The organism is Sphingomonas sp. jy18 (genome assembly GCF_056931895.1).
Window position 1 is genome coordinate 97,688 of record NZ_JBXPBT010000007.1, and the last position, 21,094, is coordinate 118,781.

At 66.4% G+C, this 21,094-nt stretch carries 17 protein-coding genes; 12 read left to right on the forward strand and 5 right to left on the reverse strand.

The genetic code is table 11. The features are described from left to right. Window positions 1–267: 267 nt before the first annotated feature. The 4 genes from AC0QC4_RS14765 to AC0QC4_RS14780 all read left to right on the forward strand — a co-directional run bounded on the left by AC0QC4_RS14765 (window position 268) and on the right by AC0QC4_RS14780 (window position 7,591). On the forward strand, window positions 268–2,379 hold the full coding sequence (locus tag AC0QC4_RS14765; RefSeq protein ID WP_483660672.1) for a dipeptidyl-peptidase 5: 2,112 nt from the start codon (window positions 268–270) through the stop codon (window positions 2,377–2,379). 449 nt (window positions 2,380–2,828) lie between these two features. Continuing rightward, entirely contained in the window at window positions 2,829–3,218 is a 390-nt protein-coding gene (locus AC0QC4_RS14770) for a hypothetical protein (RefSeq protein WP_483660673.1), read from the forward strand. A gap of 42 nt (window positions 3,219–3,260) precedes the next feature. Beyond that, the gene (locus tag AC0QC4_RS14775; RefSeq protein ID WP_483660674.1) at window positions 3,261–6,092 is read left to right on the forward strand and encodes a valine--tRNA ligase; all 2,832 of its coding nucleotides are present in this window, start codon (window positions 3,261–3,263) and stop codon (window positions 6,090–6,092) included. Between the two features lie 98 nt (window positions 6,093–6,190). Further along, complete coding sequence (locus AC0QC4_RS14780) at window positions 6,191–7,591, forward strand: MATE family efflux transporter (RefSeq protein ID WP_483660692.1); 1,401 nt, start codon at window positions 6,191–6,193, stop codon at window positions 7,589–7,591. Window positions 7,592–7,801: 210 nt separating this feature from the next. Here the strand turns inward: AC0QC4_RS14780 and AC0QC4_RS14785 are convergent, their stop codons facing one another. Continuing rightward, entirely contained in the window at window positions 7,802–8,215 is a 414-nt protein-coding gene (locus tag AC0QC4_RS14785; protein WP_483660675.1) for a hypothetical protein, read from the reverse strand. 195 nt (window positions 8,216–8,410) lie between these two features. Between AC0QC4_RS14785 and AC0QC4_RS14790 the strand changes: the two genes are divergently transcribed. Together AC0QC4_RS14790 and AC0QC4_RS14795 are read left to right on the forward strand one after the other, a co-directional pair. Continuing rightward, window positions 8,411–10,822, forward strand: a complete 2,412-nt coding sequence (locus tag AC0QC4_RS14790) for a tail fiber protein (protein WP_483660676.1) — start codon at window positions 8,411–8,413, stop codon at window positions 10,820–10,822. A gap of 67 nt (window positions 10,823–10,889) precedes the next feature. Next, window positions 10,890–12,026 (forward strand): DsbA family protein, encoded by a 1,137-nt coding sequence (locus AC0QC4_RS14795; protein WP_483660677.1) that lies wholly within the window; start codon window positions 10,890–10,892, stop codon window positions 12,024–12,026. Between the two features lie 124 nt (window positions 12,027–12,150). Here the strand turns inward: AC0QC4_RS14795 and AC0QC4_RS14800 are convergent, their stop codons facing one another. The 4 genes from AC0QC4_RS14800 to AC0QC4_RS14815 form a co-directional block, all read right to left on the reverse strand. Next, entirely contained in the window at window positions 12,151–13,830 is a 1,680-nt protein-coding gene (locus AC0QC4_RS14800) for a sulfatase-like hydrolase/transferase (protein ID WP_483660678.1), read from the reverse strand. A gap of 244 nt (window positions 13,831–14,074) precedes the next feature. Further along, window positions 14,075–15,157, reverse strand: coding sequence for a DUF2855 family protein (locus AC0QC4_RS14805; protein WP_483660679.1), 1,083 nt, complete (start codon window positions 15,155–15,157; stop codon window positions 14,075–14,077). Next, window positions 15,154–15,792, reverse strand: a complete 639-nt coding sequence (locus AC0QC4_RS14810; protein ID WP_483660680.1) for a hypothetical protein — start codon at window positions 15,790–15,792, stop codon at window positions 15,154–15,156. Before AC0QC4_RS14810 ends, AC0QC4_RS14805 begins: the two co-directional genes overlap by 4 nt. A 5-nt stretch (window positions 15,793–15,797) precedes the next feature. Next, complete coding sequence (locus tag AC0QC4_RS14815) at window positions 15,798–16,043, reverse strand: hypothetical protein (RefSeq protein WP_483660681.1); 246 nt, start codon at window positions 16,041–16,043, stop codon at window positions 15,798–15,800. Window positions 16,044–16,203: 160 nt separating this feature from the next. Here AC0QC4_RS14815 and AC0QC4_RS14820 point away from each other — a divergent pair, with 160 nt between their 5' ends. From AC0QC4_RS14820 to AC0QC4_RS14845, 6 genes are all read left to right on the forward strand, one after another. Then, window positions 16,204–16,818 (forward strand): TetR/AcrR family transcriptional regulator, encoded by a 615-nt coding sequence (locus AC0QC4_RS14820; protein WP_483660682.1) that lies wholly within the window; start codon window positions 16,204–16,206, stop codon window positions 16,816–16,818. A 123-nt stretch (window positions 16,819–16,941) separates the two neighbouring features. Next, window positions 16,942–17,577 carry a glutathione S-transferase gene (locus tag AC0QC4_RS14825; RefSeq protein ID WP_483660683.1) on the forward strand — a complete coding sequence of 212 codons (636 nt, stop codon included), beginning with the start codon at window positions 16,942–16,944 and terminating at the stop codon, window positions 17,575–17,577. 2 nt (window positions 17,578–17,579) lie between these two features. Further along, complete coding sequence (locus AC0QC4_RS14830; protein WP_483660684.1) at window positions 17,580–18,515, forward strand: formylglycine-generating enzyme family protein; 936 nt, start codon at window positions 17,580–17,582, stop codon at window positions 18,513–18,515. Between the two features lie 48 nt (window positions 18,516–18,563). Next, entirely contained in the window at window positions 18,564–19,460 is an 897-nt protein-coding gene (locus tag AC0QC4_RS14835) for a haloalkane dehalogenase (RefSeq protein WP_483660685.1), read from the forward strand. Window positions 19,461–19,465: 5 nt separating this feature from the next. Further along, window positions 19,466–20,362, forward strand: coding sequence for a haloalkane dehalogenase (locus tag AC0QC4_RS14840; protein ID WP_483660693.1), 897 nt, complete (start codon window positions 19,466–19,468; stop codon window positions 20,360–20,362). Window positions 20,363–20,366: 4 nt separating this feature from the next. Beyond that, window positions 20,367–20,774: a DUF1330 domain-containing protein gene (locus AC0QC4_RS14845; protein WP_483660686.1), complete on the forward strand. Its 408-nt coding sequence runs from the start codon at window positions 20,367–20,369 to the stop codon at window positions 20,772–20,774. The last annotated feature ends 320 nt before the right edge of the window (window positions 20,775–21,094 follow it).

The window sequence follows — 21,094 nt, forward strand, 5'->3', positions numbered from 1 at the left end:
ATTCCTGCTCCGTCCTCCGCGTCTCCGCGTCTCCGCGTGAACCGGAAAATCTCGCACAAAGGCACAAAGACCCAGCAGCGTGGCAATGCCAGCCTCTCCAAAGACCGAAGCTCCTGCCGCACCGACTGGCAATGGACCCCTGCCTTCGCAGGGGAACACGGGCGGCACCGCTCGCCGGATTGCCCCCCAACGGAAAGCCAAGGAAGCTCGGCCCCCCAGTAGTTTGCCATTGCGCGAAGGCCGCCGCACGGCCTAATCCTCGCGTCCATGATCACCACCCCCCTGCGCGCCGCACTGGCGCTTTTCGCCGCCACCGCCCTCACCTCGCCGCTTGCCGCGCAGGCGCCGATGACGCAGGTCGATCTCGCCACCTGGAGCCGGGTCGCCGCGCCCGCCGTCTCTCCGGACGGGCGCTGGGTGGTCTATCAGCAGACCGATACCGCGCGGGACAGCTATGCGCGGACGACCGGCCTGTGGATCGTGCCTGCCGACGGCAGCGCGCAACCGGTCCGCGTCGCCGATATCGCGGGCGCGAACGAGAGCAGCCCGGCCTTTTCGCCCGATGGCAAGCGCCTCTATTTCCTCTCCAACAAGAGCGGCAAGAGCCAGTTGTGGTTCGCCGAGCTGGGCGATGCAGGCTGGGCCGCGCCGGTGCAGGCCAGCGATACGCTGGCCGATGTTTCCGGCTTCCGCCTCTCCCCGACCGGCAACCGCGTGCTGCTGTGGGGCGATATCGTGGTTGACTGCCCGACCTTCGGCTGCGCAGGCAATGGCGATCTGGCGACGCAGGGCGGCGGCACCGGGCGGACCTATAACGCGCTGTTCGTGCGCCATTGGGACGAATGGGAAACCCCCGGCGTCCATAGCCGCGCCTTCACTTTCGCGCTGGGCGCGGATGGCAAGCTGACCGGCGCTGCCGCCGCCATTGCGCCCGAGCTGACCGGCGACACCCCGTCCAAACCGTTCGGCGGCGCAGAGGAACTGGCATGGAGCCCCGACGGCAGCACCGTCTATTTCACCCTGCGTATCGCCAATCGCACCGAGCCGCGCTCGACCAACCTCGACATCTATGCCGCGCCCGCCACCGGCGGCGAAGGCGTCAACATGACGCCGATCAACGAGGCCACCGACACGCTGCCTACGCCCTCCCCCGATGGCCGATGGCTGGCCTACGCCGCCATGGCCCGCCCCGGCTACGAGGCCGACCGGCAGGTACTGATGCTGGTCGATCTGCGCAGCGGCAGCCGCCGCCCGCTCACCGCCGACTGGGACCGCTCGGTCGCCTCGATCGCCTGGGCAGCGGACAGCCGCAGCCTGATCGTCACCGCGCAGGACACGCTCGAGCATCCTGCCTATCGCGTCGACATCCGCTCGGGCCGCGTCACCCGGCTGACCGAGCGGGGCAATGTTTCCGACACGTTGCCACTGGCGGGTGGCGGGATGGTCTATGCCATCAACTCGATCACCTCCCCCACCGATCTGGTGGCGATGGACCGGCGCGGGCAAACCCGGGCGCTGACCGCTGTCGGCGCTTCGGCGGTGCAGGGTGTCGCACCGGTGCATTATGAGCAGTTCAGCTTTGCCGGTGCCGGCGGAGACCGGGTCTATGGCCAGATCCTCACCCCGCAGGGCGTGACCGGCAAGCTGCCGACGGTGCTGCTGGTGCATGGCGGGCCGCAGTCGAGCTTCGGCAACGGCTGGTCGACCCGCTGGAACCCGATGCTGTTCGCCTCCGCCGGCTATGCGGTGGTGACCATCGATTTCCACGGCTCGACGGGTTACGGACAGGCCTTTACCGACAGCATCAACCGCGACTGGGGCGGCAAGCCGCTCGAGGATCTGCGGCTGGGCATGGCAGCGGCGGCAGCGACCAACGCCAGCGTCGACACCGCCAACGCCTGCGCGGCGGGCGGCTCCTATGGCGGCTACATGATGAACTGGATTGCCGGTAACTGGCCCGACGGCTTCAAATGCCTGGTCACCCATGCCGGCATCTTCGACCTGCGCGCCATGGCCTTCGAAACCGAGGAATTGTGGTTCGACGAATGGGACCATGGCGGCCCGTGGTGGGATCGCGACCCTGCCGAGCGCGAACGCTGGAACCCGGTCAACCACGTCACCGACTGGCGCACGCCGACGCTGGTGATCCACGGCGAGCGCGACTTCCGCATCCCCTACAGCCAGAGCCTGGCCGCCTTTACCGCGCTGCAGCGGCAGGACATTCCGTCGCAGTTGCTGATCTTCCCGGACGAGAACCACTGGATCCTGAAGGGCCGCAACAGCGTGCAATGGTACACCAGCGTGTTCGACTGGATGCGGCGGTGGACGGGGGCGGGCAATGTCATGGCGGCGGAGGTGCCGGGAGGGACTGGCCAGTGATCGAGGCGCTTGCTCTAGCGCTTTCAGCACCATTGCATACCGACGATGGTGCACATTCGCCTGCCGAATCGCTGAATGCGCAAGTCAGTCAAGCTGAGCAATGCTCGCGGTCTCTCATCGGTCGCTGGGTGGTAAGTTACAGCGATAATATTCCGGACTCTGGCGGAATGGCGGCTTTCCTTCAAATCAATGCCGACCGAAGCATTGCAATCAGGTGGTCCGCCGAAGTCGTACTAACTCCCCCTACATGCTCCAATCGGATCTCGTCCGAGGGTCAATGTTTGCGTTTTGTCATGAGCGACGGCGGAAGGCATAGCGTGCATTTTCAAGGATGTTTGGTCGGTAACGAGATCATCGGTACGTGGATCAGGGAATCGCATGCCGGGAGCCACAACTGGACTGGACGCCGGGTCTCGAATTGGCCACAGCCGCCAGCAGGAGAAAATTAGGTGATCGGAACTAACGTCCTGCTTGTCGGTGCCGCGCTGATCCTGACTGCGGCACAAGACGCCCCCGCACGCGGCGCGGATGTGGCTGGCGCATGGAGCGTCGATCTGCGCATCGCCGATGATGCCGAGCCCTATAGCCAGCCGATGAACCTAGTCATCGCCGCTGACGGCACGATCACCGGCGATTTCTACAATTCGACGATCAATTCCGGCCGCTACGGCCGCAATCGCGGGCGCAGCTGTGTTGCCTTCACCACCAGCGACGGCATGGGCGATTATCAGCACAGCGCCTGTCTGGTCGACGGCCGCATGCTCGGCCAAAGCTGGGCCGAACATCGCCAGTTCGTGCTGCCATGGGTGGCGGAGCGGGTGGCAGCGCCGGCGCCCTAGCCCCTCTTGCCGCAGCGCAGCATGGCGGGCTATGCGCCGCCGATGACTGATACCGCCGATACGCCCGCCGAGTCCGGCCTGCCCAAGACCTTCGATCCTGCCGCCATCGAGGCGCGCTGGGCCGCGCATTGGGAGGCCAACGGCCTGTTCCGTCCGCACCGGCCGGAGGCGACGCCCTTTACCATCGTCAACCCGCCGCCCAATGTGACGGGCGCGCTGCACATCGGCCACGCACTCGACAATACGCTGCAGGACGTGCTGGTCCGTTACGAGCGGCTGCGCGGCAAGGATGCGCTGTGGGTGGTCGGCACCGACCATGCGGGCATCGCCACGCAGATGGTGGTCGAGCGGCAGATGGCCGAGCGCCAGCAGAAGCGCACCGATTTTTCCCGCGACGATTTCATCGCCAAAGTGTGGGAATGGAAGGCGGAGAGCGGCGGGCAGATCACCGGCCAGCTCAGGCGGCTGGGCTGTTCGATGGACTGGGAGCGCGAGCAGTTCACCATGGACCCGCACTTTACCCGTGCGGTGGTGAAAGTGTTCGTGCAGCTCTACAACGAGGGCCTGCTCTATCGCGACAAGCGGCTGGTCAACTGGGACCCGGGCCTGAAGACCGCCATCTCCGACCTCGAGGTCGAGACCCGCGAGGTGCAGGGCAAATTCTGGCACTTCCGCTATCCGCTGGCCGACGACAGCGGCACCATCAGCGTCGCGACCACCCGCCCCGAGACGATGCTCGCGGACATGGCGGTGGCCGTCAACGCTGCCGACGAGCGCTATCAGCACCTGATAGGCAAGCAGGTGCGGCTGCCGATCACGGGCCGCCTGATCCCGATCGTCGCCGACGAGCATGCCGACCCCGAGCTGGGCTCGGGCGCGGTCAAGATCACGCCGGGGCATGATTTCAACGACTTCGAGGTGGGCAAGCGCGCCGGCATCAAGCCCGCCGACATGCTCAACATGTTCGATGCCGATGCGAAGGTGGTGCAGGTGGCCGACGGGCTGATCCCCGCCGACCTGATCGGGCTCGACCGGTTCGAGGCGCGCAAACAGGTGGTGGCGCTGATCGAGGCGGCGGGTCTGCTCGAACATATCGAAGATCGCGTCATCCAGACGCCGCTGGGCGACCGCTCGGGCCAGGTCATCGAACCATGGCTGACCGACCAATGGTATGTCGATGCCGCGACACTCGCCCAGCCGGCAATCGAGGCGGTGCGCAGCGGCAAGATCGAGATCGTGCCCAAGAGCTGGGAGAAGACGTTCTTCAACTGGATGGAGAATATCCAGCCCTGGTGTGTCTCGCGGCAATTGTGGTGGGGGCACCGGATTCCGGCGTGGCATGTCCGGCATTACAAGACGGATGGCGCAACCGGCACGCTCGATCCTGTTTCGGAGATCATCGTCGATGAAACTCTGGAAGGAGCGTATGAACAGATCGAGTATCGTCCCGAATATGCCGATGGCGGCGGTCCGTTGCTGTTCGTCTATGATTCAATGGATGAAGCTGAGGCAAATTGGCTGAACGATGTGCTTTCGTCGCCGGGGCCGGATGCAACCAAGCGTAGCGGTGTCGTCTTCGTTCGGGACAAGGATGTCCTCGACACCTGGTTCAGCTCCGCGCTGTGGCCCTTCGCCACGCTGGGCTGGCCGGATCAGGGTCCTCCCCGTGGCGGGGAGGACCTTCTTTCCCGCCACTACCCCAATGACGTGCTGATTTCCGGCTTCGACATCCTGTTCTTCTGGGATGCGCGGATGATGATGCAGGGCCTGCACTTCATGAACGATGTGCCGTGGAAGACGCTCTATCTGCACGGCCTGGTGCGTGCGCCCGACGGGCAGAAAATGTCCAAGTCCAAGGGCAATGTCGTCGATCCGCTGGGACTGATCGACCAATATGGGGCGGACGCGCTGCGCTTCTTCATGAGCGCGATGGAGAGCCAGGGCCGCGACATCAAGATGGATGACGCGCGGCTGGAGGGCTATCGCAACTTCGCCACCAAGCTGTGGAACGCGACGCGCTTCTGCCTGTCGAACGGCATCGGCGCGAGCGCCACGCTCGCCGCACCGAGCGCGACCCTGCCGGTCAACCGCTGGATCATCGGCGAAACCGCTGCGACCGCGACGCGTATAGAAACGGCGCTGGCGGGATACCGCTTCGATGACGCCGCCAATGCGATCTACCAGTTTGCCTGGGGCAGCTTCTGCGACTGGTATCTGGAGCTGATCAAGGGCCAGATCGACGACGAGACGCGCGCGGTCGCCGGCTGGGTGCTCGACCAGATCCTGGTCATGCTGCACCCGTTCATGCCATTCATCACCGAAGAACTGTGGCACGCGACCGGCGAGCGGCCTTACGAACTGATCGTCGCCAAGTGGCCTGCACCGAACGCCGACGTGGACGCAGAAGCCAGCGCCGACATCGGCTGGCTGATCGCGCTGGTGCAGGCGATGCGCGGGGCCAAGGCCGAGCTGGGCATCGCGCCGGGCGCGCGTCTGCCGCTCTATGCCGCCGAGTGCGATGCCACGACGCAGGCGCGTATCGCCCGCCTTTCCCCCGCCATCGATCGCGTGGGCCGCGTCGAGGCGATCCACTTCGACCCCGCCCCGAGTGGTGCGGCCATGCAGCTCGTCGTCGACGGCGCGACCTATGCGGTGCCGCTCGACGGCGTGATCGACGTCGCCGCCGAACGCGCCCGGCTCGAAAGGGCGCTCGCCGCCGCGCAAAAGGAAGCGGGCAGCCTCGCCGCCCGCCTCGGCAACCCCGCCTTCACCGAAAAGGCCAAGCCCGAAGCGGTCGAGAAGGCGCGGGAAGACCATGCGGCGCGTGCGGCGGAGGCGGAGCGGCTGGAGGCGGCGCTCGCGCGCCTGGGGTGAGCGAGCGCGACGCCTCTCCCGAGCTGCCCATGGTTCCGGCAGGACCGGAACTGCCGGCTGCGGCGCATACGCCCGAGACCGCCCCCGGCAATCCGCGCATGTCGAAGCAGAGGCCGGGTCGCAATGGCCAAGACCTCACCTCCGGTCCGATCACCAAAACGCTGATCCTGTTTGCCCTGCCGACGCTCGGCTCGAACATCCTGCAATCGCTCAACGGCTCGATCAACACCATCTGGGTCGGCCGATTTCTGGGCGAAAGCGCGGTTGCGGCCACCGCCAACGCCAACACCATCATGTTCCTGGCCTTCGCCGCCGTGTTCGGGTTCGGCATGGCGGCCACGGTGATGATCGGCCAGGCGATGGGGCGGCGCGACATCGACGCGGCCCGCCGCGCCTTCGGCAGCGCGCTCGGTTTCCTCGGCATCATCGCGGTGCTGACGGGGCTGGTCGGCTGGCTGGCCGCGCCCGCGATCCTGACCGCATTGGCAACCCCGGCAGAAGCCTATGCGCTGGCGCTCGCCTATCTGCGCGTCACCTTCGTCGCCATTCCGGCGTCAATGCTCAGCGTCATGGTGATGATGGGGCTGCGTGGCGTGGGGGACAGCGTGACGCCGCTGCGCTTCATGCTGCTGTCGGTGGGCATCGACATCCTGCTCAATCCGGTGCTTATCCTTGGCCTCGGGCCGTTTCCGCGGCTGGGCATTGCCGGCTCGGCGCTGGCGACAGTCGCGGCGGGGACGATCAGCCTGATCGCGCTGGTCGCCTACATCTACTGGAAGGACCTGCCGCTGCGGCTGCGCGGGGCGGAGCTTGCCTATCTGCGCCCGGCGCTCGCCGATCTCGGCTATCTGGTGCGAAAGGGGCTGCCAATGGGCGCGCAGATGATCGTCATCGCGGCCGCCAGCCTGATCATGTCGGGGCTGGTCAATCTGGAAGGCCTCAACACCGCCGCCGCCTATGGCGCGACGATGCAGCTATGGGCCTATGTGCAGATGCCGGCACTGGCCGTCGCCGCCGCGGTCAGCGCGATGGCTGCGCAGAATATTGGCGCGGGCCAATGGAGCCGGGTCGAGCGCATCACCCGCTCCGGCATCGTCGTCAACCTCGCGCTGACCGGCGCGCTGATCGCGCTGCTGCTCGCGTTCGACCGGCCGGTGCTGGCGCTGTTCCTGGGCGGAGACAGCCCGGCGGTCGACATCGCCCGCCACATCCAGTTCATCGCCACCGGCTCCTTCCTGATGTTCGGGGTGACGATGGTGCTGTTCAGCACGATGCGCGCCAACGGCGCCGTGCTAGCCCCGCTGCTGATCCTGTGCGTGACCCTCTATCCGGTGCGGCTGGGGACCTATTACCTGCTTTACCCAATGCTCGGCGCCGACGCGATCTGGTGGAGCTTCCCCATCGGCATGGGAGCGTCGATGCTGCTGGCCGGTGTGGCGTATTGGCGCGGCGGGTGGCGCGACAAGCCACCGGCGGTGCCCGGTCGCGGGCATGGATAGGTTGGGGAAAGTCCGTTTTCCGGACGCCAAAAGCCGCACTGGCGCGGCCGGTCTCGGGTCCGGCCGCGCCAATGGGTCGCCACAGGCGGTGTGGTGACTTTGTAAGCTGTGTGCGGCGGTGCGACCCGCCGATGACCTCTGTTTGCCGAGTTTGAACCGGAAGGTAGCGTGACGTACGTCACGCCCCCAGATCAATTTTTCGACATTTTGCTATTTTGGCGCAGGAGCGGTCGATTGGCAGCGGCTGTAATCGCCGGCGGTGCACGCTGCGACATCGGCCTGCCAACGGGCGTAGGCGGCCTCATAGTCGGCGCGGGCCTGTCGGTTCGCCGCGAGTTCCGCCTCATAGGCGGCACGCGCCGCGGCGTTGGCGGCATTGTCCGCCTGGAACTGGTCGACTTCGGCCTGATATTGCTGTTGGCCGCGGACATTGGCGTTCTGCTGTGCGCGGGCGGCCTCTGCCTGCAGCCGGTTCAATTCCTGCGTGCGCGCCTGCTCCTGTGCCGTGACGGCCGACTGGGATTGCGGCAGCTTGGTCTGCGCCGATGCGGCAGAGCCAAGGGTCAAGGTGGTTGCTGCAAGAGCAATGGCGATGGAAAGGTGCATGGCGTGGTCCTCGATCATGACGGTTTGGACATGATAGCCCAAACCGGCTGAACCTGCGATGGTTCCTTCCGACGCCGCATCTACGACCGGCTTCCCGCTATGGCACGCGGATTATGGCAAACAGCCGATAAACTACTCTAGCCATTTCGTTTCGCTCCGCTAAACCTACGCGCCAAGCGGGCTGCGGCCCGCCGCTCTCGGGGGGGGAAGTTCATGCCGATCAACACCGCGCAACCAGCGCTCACGCTTCGCTACGTCGTCATGCTGAATGGCAGCTACCCGATCCGCGAGGGCAATTCTTTCGATCAGGGCATCGGGCATATCCGCCTATTCGGTACGAACTTTGCGCCCGGCGGAACAGCCGATACGGGCGGGTCCCTATTGTCGATAGCGCAGAATACCGCGCTGTTTTCGATACTCGGCACCTGGTACGGCGGCAATGGTAACACCAATTTCGGGCTCCCCAATCTGGGTGGAAGAGTGGCCGTGTCGAGCGGCCAGGGACCGGGCCTGTCTCCGACGACGATCGGTGAGTTCGATGGCAGTGACGCCATCACGCTGCTGCAGTCCAACCTGCCCGCAGTCCGCGGCGGCAGTGGCAGCGCAGTGCCGACCGCAGAAGAATCGCAAACCATCAATTTCTACATCAACCCGTTCGGCATCTTCCCCTCGCCCACGAGCAACTCGGACAGCATCGGTCTGATTGGCCAGATCACCGCCTTTGCCGGCAATTTCGAGCCAAATGGCATGTTGCTGTGCGATGGCCGCCTGCTGCCAATCGCGGAATATGACACCTTGTTCGCCGTGATCGGCACGACCTATGGCGGCGATGGCGTCGAGACGTTCGCTTTGCCGGATTTGCGGGGGCGCACCCCGGTCGGCAACGGCAACGGCGTGACAGTCGGCCAGGTGTTCGGCAACGAGCAAGTGACATTGACCACCGCCAACCTACCCGTCGAAATGGGCGGATCTGCAACGCCGATCAACAATTACGGGCCATCGCTGGGAATCACTTTTCTGGTGGCGCTAAGCGGTGTCTATCCGAACCGCGATGGCGGCGGCCTATTCGGCGGCCTCGGCGATCCGCCGACGTTGGGTGAAATCATCATGTTCGCCGGGGATTACGTCCCGTCCGGCTATGCCCCGGCCGCCGGGCAACTGCTGAGCATCCAACAGAACCAGGCCTTGTTCTCGCTGTTCGGGACCACCTTCGGCGGTGATGGCCGAACCACCTTCGCGCTTCCCGATCTGCGCGGTCGGGCAGTCGTGGATGACGGCAACTCCAGTATCGTCGGCGATCGCACCGGCACCGCTACCACTACGCTGACGATCAACGATTTTCCGGCCTTGGCGCTCAACGGTACCGCTGCGGCCGACAACTATTATGGCGCCAACCAGAGCGATGTCATCAACGGCAACGGCGGCAACGACTTCCTGGTCGGCAACGGCGGCGACGACCGGATCGACGGCGGCACCGGCGTCGACACAATGAATGGCGGCAACGGCAACGACACATTCTTTGCCGATGACAGCGCCGATGTCGTGATCGGCGGAGCAGGCATCGACACGGTCAATGTCTCTGCCGCGACCTTCACCCTTGCCGACGACACCGAAAATCTCGTCTACACAGGTGCCGCCGCATTCCGCGGGTTCGGCAGCGCCGCAAACAACCAGATAACCGGCGGCGCGCTCGATGACCTCCTCAAGGGTCGCGATGGCGATGACACGCTCAATGGCGGCAATGGCAATGACTCCCTCTATGGCGGCAACGGCGCGGACACGCTGAATGGCGGCGAGGGCAACGATTTGCTGACAGGCAATGCCGGCAACGACATAATGAACGGCGGCAATGGCAACGACACGCTGGTGGTCGAGAATAGCGGCGATGTCGCAAACGGCGGTGCGGGAACCGACACGGTCGAAATCGCTGCCGCGATCACCTACACGACTGCGGCGGACATCGAGAATGTCTCGAATACGTCGGGTGGCAATGTCACCGTCACAATGAACGCGCTCGACAATAATTATTCGGGCGGTAGCAGCAACGCTGTCGACACGGTCAATGGCGGAGACGGCGCAGACATCATCTACGGTCGCGGCGGCAACGACATACTCAATGGCGACGGTGGCATCGATCGGCTGTTCGGCGAAGCCGGCGACGACCAGCTAGCCGGCGGGACCGGTAACGACCTGCTCTATGGCGGACTGGACAACGACATCATCGCTGGCGGCGCCAATGACGACACGCTCTATGGCGAGGCCGGCAACGACGTGCTCACCGGCGGCAGCGGGCGCGATCTGCTCTATGGCGGCGCCGGCACCGACCGCTTCGTCTTCGACGATGGCGACAGCGGCGCGACGCTGGCGACTGCGGACCGCATCATGGATTTTGCCAGCGGCGACCGCATCGACCTGAGCGCGATCGACGCGGTTGCAGGCAATGCGGCCTCGTCGTTCAACTTTATCGGCACTGCCGCCTTCAGCAATGTCGCTGGCCAATTGCGCTACGACGTGGTTGGTACCGAGACCTATATCTATGGCGACACCAACGGCGACGGCATCGCCGATGTGCTGATCCGCGTGCAGGGCAATTTTGCCCTGACCGGCGGCGATTTCCTGCTCTAGCGCCAGTATCCATTGACCCTCGCATGATTATGGCACAGTCCATGCCATAATCATGCGAGGGCTTGCGATGTCGCTCAAAACCGCCGTTACATCCCGCGCCGCCAACTGGTGGACAAGCGAAGCCGCGCTCGACAGGCGGCGGCGCGATGCGGAGGCGGCGCGCCGCAAGGCCGGGGCGCCGCATCTGGTCGATGTCTTCATCGATCCCGCCGACCCCTATTCGCACCTGTTGCTGCAACTGCTGCCGGCCTTCGCCGCGCGCTATGCTGTCGAGCTCGCCTGGTGGCGGGTCGGTCCGCCCGACGATTCTGCCGCGCCGGACCGGCCGCGGCTGGCAGGCTGGTCGGCGCGCGATGTGGCACTGCTGGCAGCACGCACCGGCCTGTCGCCTGATCCGGTCGCACTGCCTGCGGCGCTCGATGGCGCCGATGTCGCGGCCGGCAATGCGCATCGCACCGCCTGCGGCCATTATCTGGGCGGCGTGCTCCACTATGGCGGCGAGACCTATTGGGGCATCGACCGGCTGCATTATCTGGAGGCACGGCTGGCCGCGCTCGGGCTGCGCCGCGATGAGGGGGATGCGCCGCTCTATGCACCGCCGCCGGACCTGGCCGGTCCGGCCGCCGCGCCGTCGACCGAGACCATCCACTGGTATCTGAGCTTCCGCAGCCCATACACCTGGCTGTCCGCACCACGCATCGCCACGCTTGCCGAGGCACATGGTGCGAGGCTCGCATTGCGCTTCGTGCTGCCGATGGTCATGCGCAGCCTGCCGGTGCCCAAGGAGAAGCGCCGCTACATCACGCTCGACACCGCGCGCGAAGCAAGGCGGCTGGGCATCCCCTTTGGCAAGGTCGCCGATCCGGTGGGGCGGCCGGTCGAGCGCGGCTATTCGCTGCTGCCATGGGCAAGGGACCAGGGACGCGGGCTGGAATTCGCCACCGCCTTCCTGCGCGCGGTCTGGTCGCAGGGCGTGGATGCCGGATCGGACAGCGGCATGAAACGCATCGTCACCGCCGCCGGACTGCCGTGGCGCGAGGCGCAGACCATCATCGGCAATGATGACTGGCGCGCCGAAGCGGAGGCCAACCGCAACGAGTTGCTCGAGCTCGGCCTGTGGGGCGTCCCGAGCTTCCGCGTCGGCAACGAGGCGGTGTGGGGCCAGGACCGCATCTGGGCAGTGGACGCGATGCTGCGGGGATGAGGCGTGAAACCGTCGAACCGTCGCCGTCATTGCGAGCGCAGCGAAGCAATCCAGAGTCGGCGTCAACCGCCCTAGATTGCTTCGCTGCGCTCGCAATGACGACAAGAACTGATCTTACCCAACCTTAATTCGTCCAGTACACCCACTCCTGCCCTTCGCGCCACGGCGCGTTGAGCGGCACGTCGATACGGATCGGGGCTTCGACGAGGCCGGGCCAAAGCGGCGGCGGGAGGCCGCGGTTCTGGGCCTCGATCAGCGCGCGCAGCTCGGCGACCTTGCCGGGCATGGTGCTGGCGAGATTGCGTTGCTCGGTCGGGTCGTCGGCGAGATTGTAAAGCCATGCTGTCGCGGAGCCCCGCCCGATCGACAGTTTCCAGTCGCCGCTGCGCACTGCCCGATAATCGCCCGAGCGCCAGAACAGGGGCGCAGGCCGGGGATTGGGGGCGAGGCCGGGCACCACGCCACCGAGCAGGTTGACCGAATCCATCGCCCGGTCCGACGGCATGGTCGCGCCGCTGACCGCCGCGAAGGTCGCGAACATGTCGAGATGGCTGGCGGGTGCTGCAGGCCGTGTGCCCGGTGCGATATGTCCCGGCCAGCGCATGAACAGAGGCACGCGGATGCCGCCTTCGAAGAAGGTCGCCTTCCAGCCGCGATACGGCGCATTCAGACCCTCGATGCCGGTATACCAGGCACCGCCATTGTCGCTGGTGAACACCACCAGCGTATTCTCGTCGAGCCCCTCGCGCTTGAGATGCGCCATCAGATCGCCGATGCGCCGGTCGAGCTGGCGGATCATCGCGGCATAGACCCGGGTCGTGTGATCGGCGATCCGCGGCAGTGCGTCATAATCTTCGCGGGTCGCCTGCAGCGGCGTGTGCGGCGCATTGTAGGCGAGGTAGAGGAAGAAGGGCCGGTTCTTGTTAGCGCTGATCGCGGCGATGGCATTGTCGGTCAGATAGTCGGTGACATGGCCGACCGGCTCCATCCGCTGATCGTTGTTATACTGAACCGCATAGGGGAGGTTGGGCCACAGGAAGCTGTCGATGGGATCCCAGGGCAGCTTGGCGTTGACCGTATCGGGCGAATCTTCGGGCAGGAACATGCCGCCGCCAGCGCGCATGCCGAGCGATTCATCGAAGCCCTGCGCGTGCGGGCCAAGGTCATCGGCCTCCCCCAGATGCCATTTGCCGAGATGCAGCGTGCGATAGCCGCGGGCCTTCAGCGCCTCGGCAATGGTGATTTCTTCCGACGGCACGCCCATGCGCTGGCTGGGGATGACATTGACGTTGAGGTCATCGCGGAAGATCACCGGATGCGGCCCGCGTGCATCGGCATGGCCGACGGTAGCCGCAAAGCTGGGCGGGATGCCGGTGAATTCGAAGCCGAAGCGGGTCGGGTAGCGCCCGGTCATCATCGCCGCACGGCTGGGCGAACAGGTGGCGTTGCCGGCATAGCCGCTGGTGAAGTCCGCGCCTTCGCGCGCGAGGCGGTCGATGTTCGGCGTCGGCACCAGCCCGCCTGCGACCCCGCCGCCGTTGAGAGTGATGTCATTGATGCCAAGATCGTCGGCGACGATCAGGATGATGTTGGGCGGGCGTTCTCCGGCCGGGGCGGTGGCCGGGCCCTGCTGCCAGGCGACGGGCCGGTTCGGCGCAATCGGGTTACGCCATTCGCCGATCATGCCGGGAATGCCCTGTTTTGCCGCCCAGGCCACGACTTGCCCGGGGAAGAACACCCGCAGCACACCCCCTGTGGCGGCCAACGCGGCGACTACCCCCAATATGATCCAGCGCTTTTTCAATGCCTCACTCCTGACTGGGGGCTGTCGCTTACCGGCAACCCGGTGCCCTCACTGCGTTTCTCGCAGAGGCGCAGAGGAAGCAGAGACCGCAGAGTGGATCTGTTCGCGGCAGAGCCGCTACATGTCTCTGCGACAGCTCTGCAGCCAGCGGTTCCAACAGCCGCTTCGCGGCACAATCCCCTTCTCTGCGGTCTCTGCTTCCTCTGCGCCTCTGCGAGAAACCGAAAACAACCCGACACCCCGTTTACCCGAAGGACAGCACCACCCCGACATCCGGTGCGGTCTGGCCGCTGACCATCGATTCATACGCCGCCTTCACAGCCTCGGCGCCCTCGCCCCGCTCGATGCGCAAATGCTGTGCCATCACCGGCAGGAAGGCGAGGTTGGCGGCGAGCATGCGCTGGTCGAGCACGCCTGGACCCCAGTCGGCCTGCCGCTTGGCGATCTGTGCCGGTGCGAAGAAGAATTCGGGCCTGGCCCCGGGCAGCCCCTCCGGCGGACGGCCTGCCTGCCAATGGGTGAGGCCGACGCCGATACTCGCCTTCATGTTCATGCCGAAATGATGGTGCAGCCGTGTCGTCAGCCCTCCGTCTCCGGCCATGTCGATGAACACCGTCGGCGCTGCAGCGTCGAGCGTCTCGACGTCGGCATAGGGCACAACCCGATCGTAGATGCCGAGCGCCTCGCAGAAGGCGACATTGCCAGGGCTGGTCAGGCCGATCACCGCCACCGGCGCCTCGGCCAGCGTCTTCACATGATGTGCCGCGCCGATGCCGGTCTTGGACGACGCGCTGCCGATCAGCACCTGATGCGCGCCGAAGCCGCCATTGTCCGCAACATAGTCCCCGATGACATAGCCGGTGAACAGCAGCGGGAAGAGCAGGCAGCGCCAGTCCGCGGCGTCGGCGAGCGCGGGAGGATCGTCATTGGTGCGCTGATACTGGTTGTAGACGGCAGGCAGGGCGGCGCGGTGGGGCGAGGCATCGGTAAAGCCGCGCGCCGACACCCGCGATGGCGCCAGCACGACATGCGAAGCCATCGGCAGATAGCCATAGACGCGGGTGCCCACCGGCACCTCCGGGTGACGACTTGCCTCTACCTCGGCAAAGCCCCACACCGGCACCATGCCCCATTCGGCGTCATCCTCCGGGAAGAATTTCCAGTAGCCGATCATGTCCCCGGCGACGGCGTAGGTGATGTTGTTGGCGGTCAGCGCGAAGCGCTCGATCCGCGCCAGCACTTGCCCCTCGGCGAGGTCCGGCACCGGCGCGGTGGCGATCTCCGCCGTCTCGAACGCCTTTTGCTTCACTTTCAGCCGCGTGATCATATGCCTCTCCCGATGGTCAGAAGGGCAATGTGGCATAGCGCTGCAACGAGTGCGAGGGCCAGCCCGACGGTGACGCGCGGGCTGGCGTAGAAGGCGATCATCCGCTGGGTCGGGAAGGAAAAGGTGGCGTCGATGCCGAGCAGTTTGGCGGGGTGGGCGGCGTGGAAGGCCGGGTCCATTACCAGCGCCACCATGTCCCGCCTGCTGCGGTAGCGCATCGTGCCGAGCAGCGTCCAACCGGGATCGGGCGCGGCATTCCATGCATCGACATAGCCGCCGACCTTGCGCCCGACATAGACCGGGTGGCCGCCGCGCCGCATCAGCGCGCGTACGAACGGGTCGGAATAGCGGCGCAGCCATTCCTGTCCGCTGGCGGTTTCTCCGCTGTCCGGATCGGTCACCTGTCCGTCGCGGGTGCGGACCAGATTGCACATGATGAATTCGCGCCCGTCATCGGCCTCCAGAAAGGCGCGCAGCACGGCGAGGTCATTGCCGGTCGCCCCGGCGCGCGGGCCGACATGGGCGACGAAGGCGTCGATTTCTGCAGCGCTCAGGCGGCGGCCGACGCCATCGTAGAACAGCCGGAAGCCGAGATAGAGCGCCAGCGCGGCAACCCAGGGCATCCATGCGGCCACGCCGTTCACCCCTTGGGCTGCGCGTCGCCGCCTGACGGCTGGCGATTGCGCTGCATCATCGCGCGGAGCGCGGTGCGGCAGCCCTCCGATGCCTCGGCGTAGCGGTCACGCAGGCAGGCGCGGATGCCCGGGCGGTCGAGGCTGGCAAGCTGGGTCGGGCACAGGCGCTGGATGTCCGCCATGCAGGCGGCGCGCACCTCCCCCTGCTGCGCCACGGCGGGCGCGACCAGCAGCAACGGCGCGAGCAGCATGGCGCTGCTTCTGGCTACACACCCGCGATCAAATGACACGCCCCGCACTCTCCCCTACACATTATGGCACGATCCGTGTCATAATATCGCCGGCATGACAAGCGACATCGCCAATCAGCAGACGGTTGACCGCAGGCGTGCGCTTCGCCAGCACAGGCCCATGTCAGAAACGATCGACGATCCATCCGTGCCGCCGGGCACCAAGCGCGCCGATGGCCGGCGCGAGCGCAGCAGATCGTCGCGTGCACGCATTGTCGCGGCGATGCTCGATCTGGTCGAGCGCGGCGATGTGCAGCCGAGCGCGGCGCGGGTCGCCGACGAGGCCGGGGTGGGCCTGCGCACGGTGTTCCGGCACTTCGACGACATGGATTCCCTCTATCGCGAAATGTCGGAGACGATCGCGGCGCGGGTGATGCCGATCGTCACCGCGCCCTATGAGGAGAGCGACTGGCGCGCCAACATCCGCGACCTGGTGTCGCGGCGCACGCGGGTGTTCGAATCGATCCTGCCCTATCGCATCTCAGCCAACATCAAGCGCTACCAGTCCGGCTTTCTGATGGACGAATATGCGCGCATCACCCGGCTGGAGCGCGACCTCATCACCCGGCTGCTGCCCGCCGAGGTCAAGATCGACGAGATCGGCGTGGAGGCACTGTGCGTCGCCCTGTCCTTCCAGAGCTGGCGGGTGATGCGCCACGACCAGGGCCTGCCGGCAGCGCGGGCGGCGGCGGTGCTCGAGCGGCTGGTCGAGGATATCCTAAAAGGCCTGCCGTGAGCGCCCGGCCGCGCGCCGGGAAGATGACGCAGGACGTGCCGACACTATTGACATTGCCAGTGCCATATGTTTGCAACGCGTCCCGGTGGGCATTTCCACCCTATCTCTGACCAAGGGCTGCCCATGCCGATCATCTTCTACGACTGCGCCACCGCCCCCAGCCCGCGCCGCGCCCGCATCCTGCTCGCCGAAAAGGGGGTGCCGCATGAGGTGTTGCAGGTCGATCTGGCGTCGGGCGAGCAGCGGGGCGCGGCCTTTGCCGCGATCAACCCGCGCCTCACCGTGCCGGCGCTCAAGCTGGACGATGGCACGGTGCTGACCGACAATGCCGGCATCGCGGCCTGGGCCGAGGCCGCCTTTCCCGAACCGCCGCTGCTGGGCCGCACGCCGCTGGAAAAGGCCGCGGTCGCCAGCTGGAACGCCCGGGTCGAGTTCGAGGGCTTCATGGCGATTGCCGAGGGTTTCAGGAACAGCAGCCCGGCGATGAAGGACCGCGCGCTGACCGGGCCGGTCGACTATGCGCAGATCCCCGAACTGGCGACACGTGGCAGGGCGCGGCTGCTGGCCTTTGTCGACACGCTCGACGCGCAGCTGGCAGAGCATGGCCATGTCGCAGGCGACAGTTTCACGCTGGCCGACATCACCGCCGTGGTCGCGGTCGATTTCGCGCGCATCCTCAAGGTGAAGCCGGTCGAGAGCCACGCCAACATCGCCAGCTGGCGCAGCGCGATGGCGCAGCGGCCGAGCATGGCACTCTGACGATGCGTCGCGCCGCCGCGCTGTTGCTGGGCGGACTGGCGCTGTCTGGTCTCGTAAGCTGCGGCGGCACCGCCAGCGACCCTGCGGAAAGGATCGCGCGCGCCTGCACCGCGCCAGCCGGCGATGGCTATGCGTGGATTCCCGCCTCCACCTTCACCCTGGGCGCGAATGCGCGCTATCCGGAGGAGGGGCCGCCGCGCGAGGTGACCGTGCCGGGCTTCTGGATCGCGCGGACCGAGGTGACAAACGCGCAATTCGCCGCCTTTGTCGCGGCAACCGGCTATGTGACGATGGCCGAGCGCGATCCGCCGGTGCTGCCGGGCGCGCAGCCCGAAATGCGCCTGCCCGGATCCGCCGTCTTCACCGTGCCGACCGCCGCCGATCCGCGCTGGTGGACATGGGTGCCGGGGGCCGAGTGGCGCCACCCCTCAGGCCCGCGCACCGCGATAAGGGGGAGGGACCGCGAGCCGGTGGTCCAGATCGCCTATGAAGATGCGCTGGCCTATGCCCGCTGGGCGGGCAAGACGCTGCCGAGCGAGGCGCAATGGGAAGCCGCGGCCCGCTCCGGCGGGGCCGATGCGCGCGAGCCGGTCGGCGCCGATGGCACGCCGCGCGCCAACTATTACCAGGGCGTGTTTCCCGCCCGCGACCTGGGACTGGACGGCTTTGCCTCGAAAGCGCCGGTCGGCTGCTTTCCCGCCGACAGCAATGGCGTCCATGACCTGATCGGCAATGTCTGGGAATGGACCGCCGATGCCATCGACCCCGAGCGCAATGTCATCAAGGGCGGCAGCTATCTGTGCGCCGCCAATTATTGCGCCCGCTATCGCCCCGCTGCCCGGCAGTTCCAGGAGCGCGGTCTGGGCACCGATCATATCGGCATCCGCCTGATCGACCCGGGCCGGCCGGCACCCGCCGCCGGCGCAGCAAGACAATGAAAGACCAGGCTGGCGCGCTGCACCAGCCGCCACCAAGGAGCTGAACCCATGCAGGTCTTGCGCACGCCGGACGAAGCCTTTGCCGCGATCGACGACTTTCCCTTCGCAGCCCAGTATCTGACGATTACCGATGCCGAAGACGGCACCCGCCTGCGTGTCCATTACATCGACGAGGGGCCGCGCGATGCGCCGGTGGTGCTGATGATGCATGGCGAGCCGAGCTGGTGCTACCTCTACCGCCACATGATCGGCCCGGTCGTCGCCGCCGGCTATCGTGTCGTCGCGCCCGACCTGATCGGCTTCGGCAAGTCCGACAAGCCGGCCCGCAAGAGCGATTACAGCTACGCCCGGCATGTCGGCTGGATGCAGCAGTGGATCGAGGCGCTCGACCTGTCGGGGATGACGCTCGCCTGCCAGGACTGGGGCTCGCTGATCGGCCTGAGGCTGGTCGCGGCGATGCCCGACCGCTTTGCCGCGGTGGCGCTGTCCAACGGCGGACTGCCCGAGGGCGGCGAGCCGCCGCGCGCCTTTGCCATATGGCGCGCCTTTTCCAAATGGAGCCCGCTGTTCCCGATCGGCCGCATCGTCAACGCCGGGGCGCAGCGCGCGCTGAGCGCAGCCGAAATCGCCGCCTATGACGCCCCCTTCCCCGACAGCCGCTACAAGGCGGGGGCGCGCATCTTCCCCAGTTTCGTGCCGTTCGAGAATAATGTCGCCATCCCCGACCAGAAACGCGCCTGGGCGGTGCTGGAGCAATGGGACAAGCCCTTCCTGTGCTGCTTCAGCGATGGCGATCCGGTCACCCGCGGCGGCGAGAGCCGCTTCATCGGCCGCGTCCCCGGCACCAAGGGGCAGCCGCACCGGACGCTGAAGGGCGGCCATTTCATTCAGGAAAACGACCCGCAAGGCTTTGTCCAAGCGATATTGGAGGTAGCGCCGAAATGATCGTGATGAGAACCCCGGAGTCGGCCTTTGCCGGCCTGACCGACTATCCCTATGCCCCCAACCATGCCGAGGTCAGCGCCGGGGGCGGGCCGAGCTTGCGGCTGCATTATCTCGACGAGGGGCCGCGCGATGCCGCGCCGATCCTGCTGATGCATGGCGAGCCGACCTGGTCCTACCTCTATCGCAAGTTCATCCCGCCGCTGGTGGCCGCCGGGCATCGCGTGCTCGCCCCTGACCTGATCGGCTTCGGCAAATCCGACAAGCCGGGTGCGCGCGACGACTATAGCTATGAGCGGCACGTCGCCTGGATGAGCGACTGGCTGACCGGGCTGGACCTCAAGGATATCACGCTGTTCTGCCAGGATTGGGGCGGGCTGATCGGGCTGAGGCTGGTCGCGGCCTTTCCGGAGCGGTTTGCCCGGCTGGTCATCTCCAACACCTATCTGCCGGTGGGAGAGAATATCGGCCCCGGCTTCGACGCCTGGCATGCGTTCAGCCAGTCCACGCCGCAGTTCAAGACCGGGCGGATTGTCGATGGCGCCTGCAACCGCGCGCTGAGCGACGCCGAGATCGCCGCCTATGACGCGCCCTTCCCCGACGAACGCTATCAGGCTGGCGCGCTGCAGTTTCCGACACTGGTGCCGATCACCCCCGGGCACCCCTCGGTCGAAGAGAATCGTGCGGCGTGGACGGTGCTGGAGCGGTTCGACAAGCCGGTGCTGACCTGCTTCGGCAACCAGGACCGGGTGCTCGGCCATCTCGACGCCGAAATCCAGCGCCGCATCCCGGGCGCGCAGGGGCAGCCGCACTGCCGCATCGAGGCGCATCATTTCTGCCAGGAAGACCAGCCCGAGCAGCTTGTCGGCCTGATCCTTTCCCACATCGCAGCGACGAAAGGCTGAGCCAATGCAGGTCACCAATGCGGTCACGCCATCGCCGGAACAGCTCGCGGCCTTCTTTTCCGGGCCCGACGACGGCCCCTTCGTCATGATCAACCTGCTCAAGTTCAAGGCGCAGGCCGACTACCCCGATGGCCGCGACGCGCATCTGACCGGCGCCGAAGCCTATGCCCGCTACGGTGCCGCGGTGCAGGCCGAGCTCGCCAAGGTCGGCGCGCGGTCGCGCTACGCCGGGGCGGTGACCGGCCTGATGATCGGCGCGGTCGAGGAGAATTGGGACATGGTCGCGCTGGCCGAATATCCGTCGCTGGCGGCGATGCAGGCGATGGTGACCTCGGCCAGCTATCAGGCCATCGCCATCCACCGCATTGCCGGACTGGCAGGGCAGCTCAACATCCGCACCAAGCCGTTCTAGGGCCCCGGCGGGCGGTGGCATCGCATGGTCCGCTGGTGGATGCTACACGATCTTGTCATGGCGTCGTTGCGACCCCGGGCTTGCGCCGGGGGGAGTAATCCAAGGGTGTGCAGTGCTGCTCTGGATTGCCGCGTCGCTTCGCTCCTCGCAATGACGGGGTCGGGGGTTCGCTGTCGGAGAACGTCGCGCCGGCCCCTCCACCACCCGCCCCTTCGTGCTTCCCCTACCGCAAGCGGTAGTGCAGCGGGTGGTCCCCCTCCCCGTGCCGGGGAGGACCTGGATGCGCCGAAGGCGCAGCCGTGTATGCCACGCTGCGGGAT

Excerpts from the sequence above, each read along its gene's own strand:
- AC0QC4_RS14765 (WP_483660672.1), top strand. The coding sequence starts at position 268 with ATGATCACCACCCCCCTGCGCGCCGCACTGGCGCTTTTCGCCGCCACC.
- AC0QC4_RS14775 (WP_483660674.1), top strand. The coding sequence starts at position 3,261 with ATGACTGATACCGCCGATACGCCCGCCGAGTCCGGCCTGCCCAAGACC.
- AC0QC4_RS14780 (WP_483660692.1), top strand. The coding sequence starts at position 6,191 with ATGTCGAAGCAGAGGCCGGGTCGCAATGGCCAAGACCTCACCTCCGGT.
- AC0QC4_RS14785 (WP_483660675.1), bottom strand. The coding sequence starts at position 8,215 with ATGATCGAGGACCACGCCATGCACCTTTCCATCGCCATTGCTCTTGCA.
- AC0QC4_RS14790 (WP_483660676.1), top strand. The coding sequence starts at position 8,411 with ATGCCGATCAACACCGCGCAACCAGCGCTCACGCTTCGCTACGTCGTC.
- AC0QC4_RS14795 (WP_483660677.1), top strand. The coding sequence starts at position 10,890 with ATGTCGCTCAAAACCGCCGTTACATCCCGCGCCGCCAACTGGTGGACA.
- AC0QC4_RS14805 (WP_483660679.1), bottom strand. The coding sequence starts at position 15,157 with ATGATCACGCGGCTGAAAGTGAAGCAAAAGGCGTTCGAGACGGCGGAG.
- AC0QC4_RS14815 (WP_483660681.1), bottom strand. The coding sequence starts at position 16,043 with ATGCTGCTCGCGCCGTTGCTGCTGGTCGCGCCCGCCGTGGCGCAGCAG.
- AC0QC4_RS14820 (WP_483660682.1), top strand. The coding sequence starts at position 16,204 with ATGTCAGAAACGATCGACGATCCATCCGTGCCGCCGGGCACCAAGCGC.
- AC0QC4_RS14825 (WP_483660683.1), top strand. The coding sequence starts at position 16,942 with ATGCCGATCATCTTCTACGACTGCGCCACCGCCCCCAGCCCGCGCCGC.
- AC0QC4_RS14830 (WP_483660684.1), top strand. The coding sequence starts at position 17,580 with ATGCGTCGCGCCGCCGCGCTGTTGCTGGGCGGACTGGCGCTGTCTGGT.
- AC0QC4_RS14835 (WP_483660685.1), top strand. The coding sequence starts at position 18,564 with ATGCAGGTCTTGCGCACGCCGGACGAAGCCTTTGCCGCGATCGACGAC.
- AC0QC4_RS14840 (WP_483660693.1), top strand. The coding sequence starts at position 19,466 with ATGAGAACCCCGGAGTCGGCCTTTGCCGGCCTGACCGACTATCCCTAT.
- AC0QC4_RS14845 (WP_483660686.1), top strand. The coding sequence starts at position 20,367 with ATGCAGGTCACCAATGCGGTCACGCCATCGCCGGAACAGCTCGCGGCC.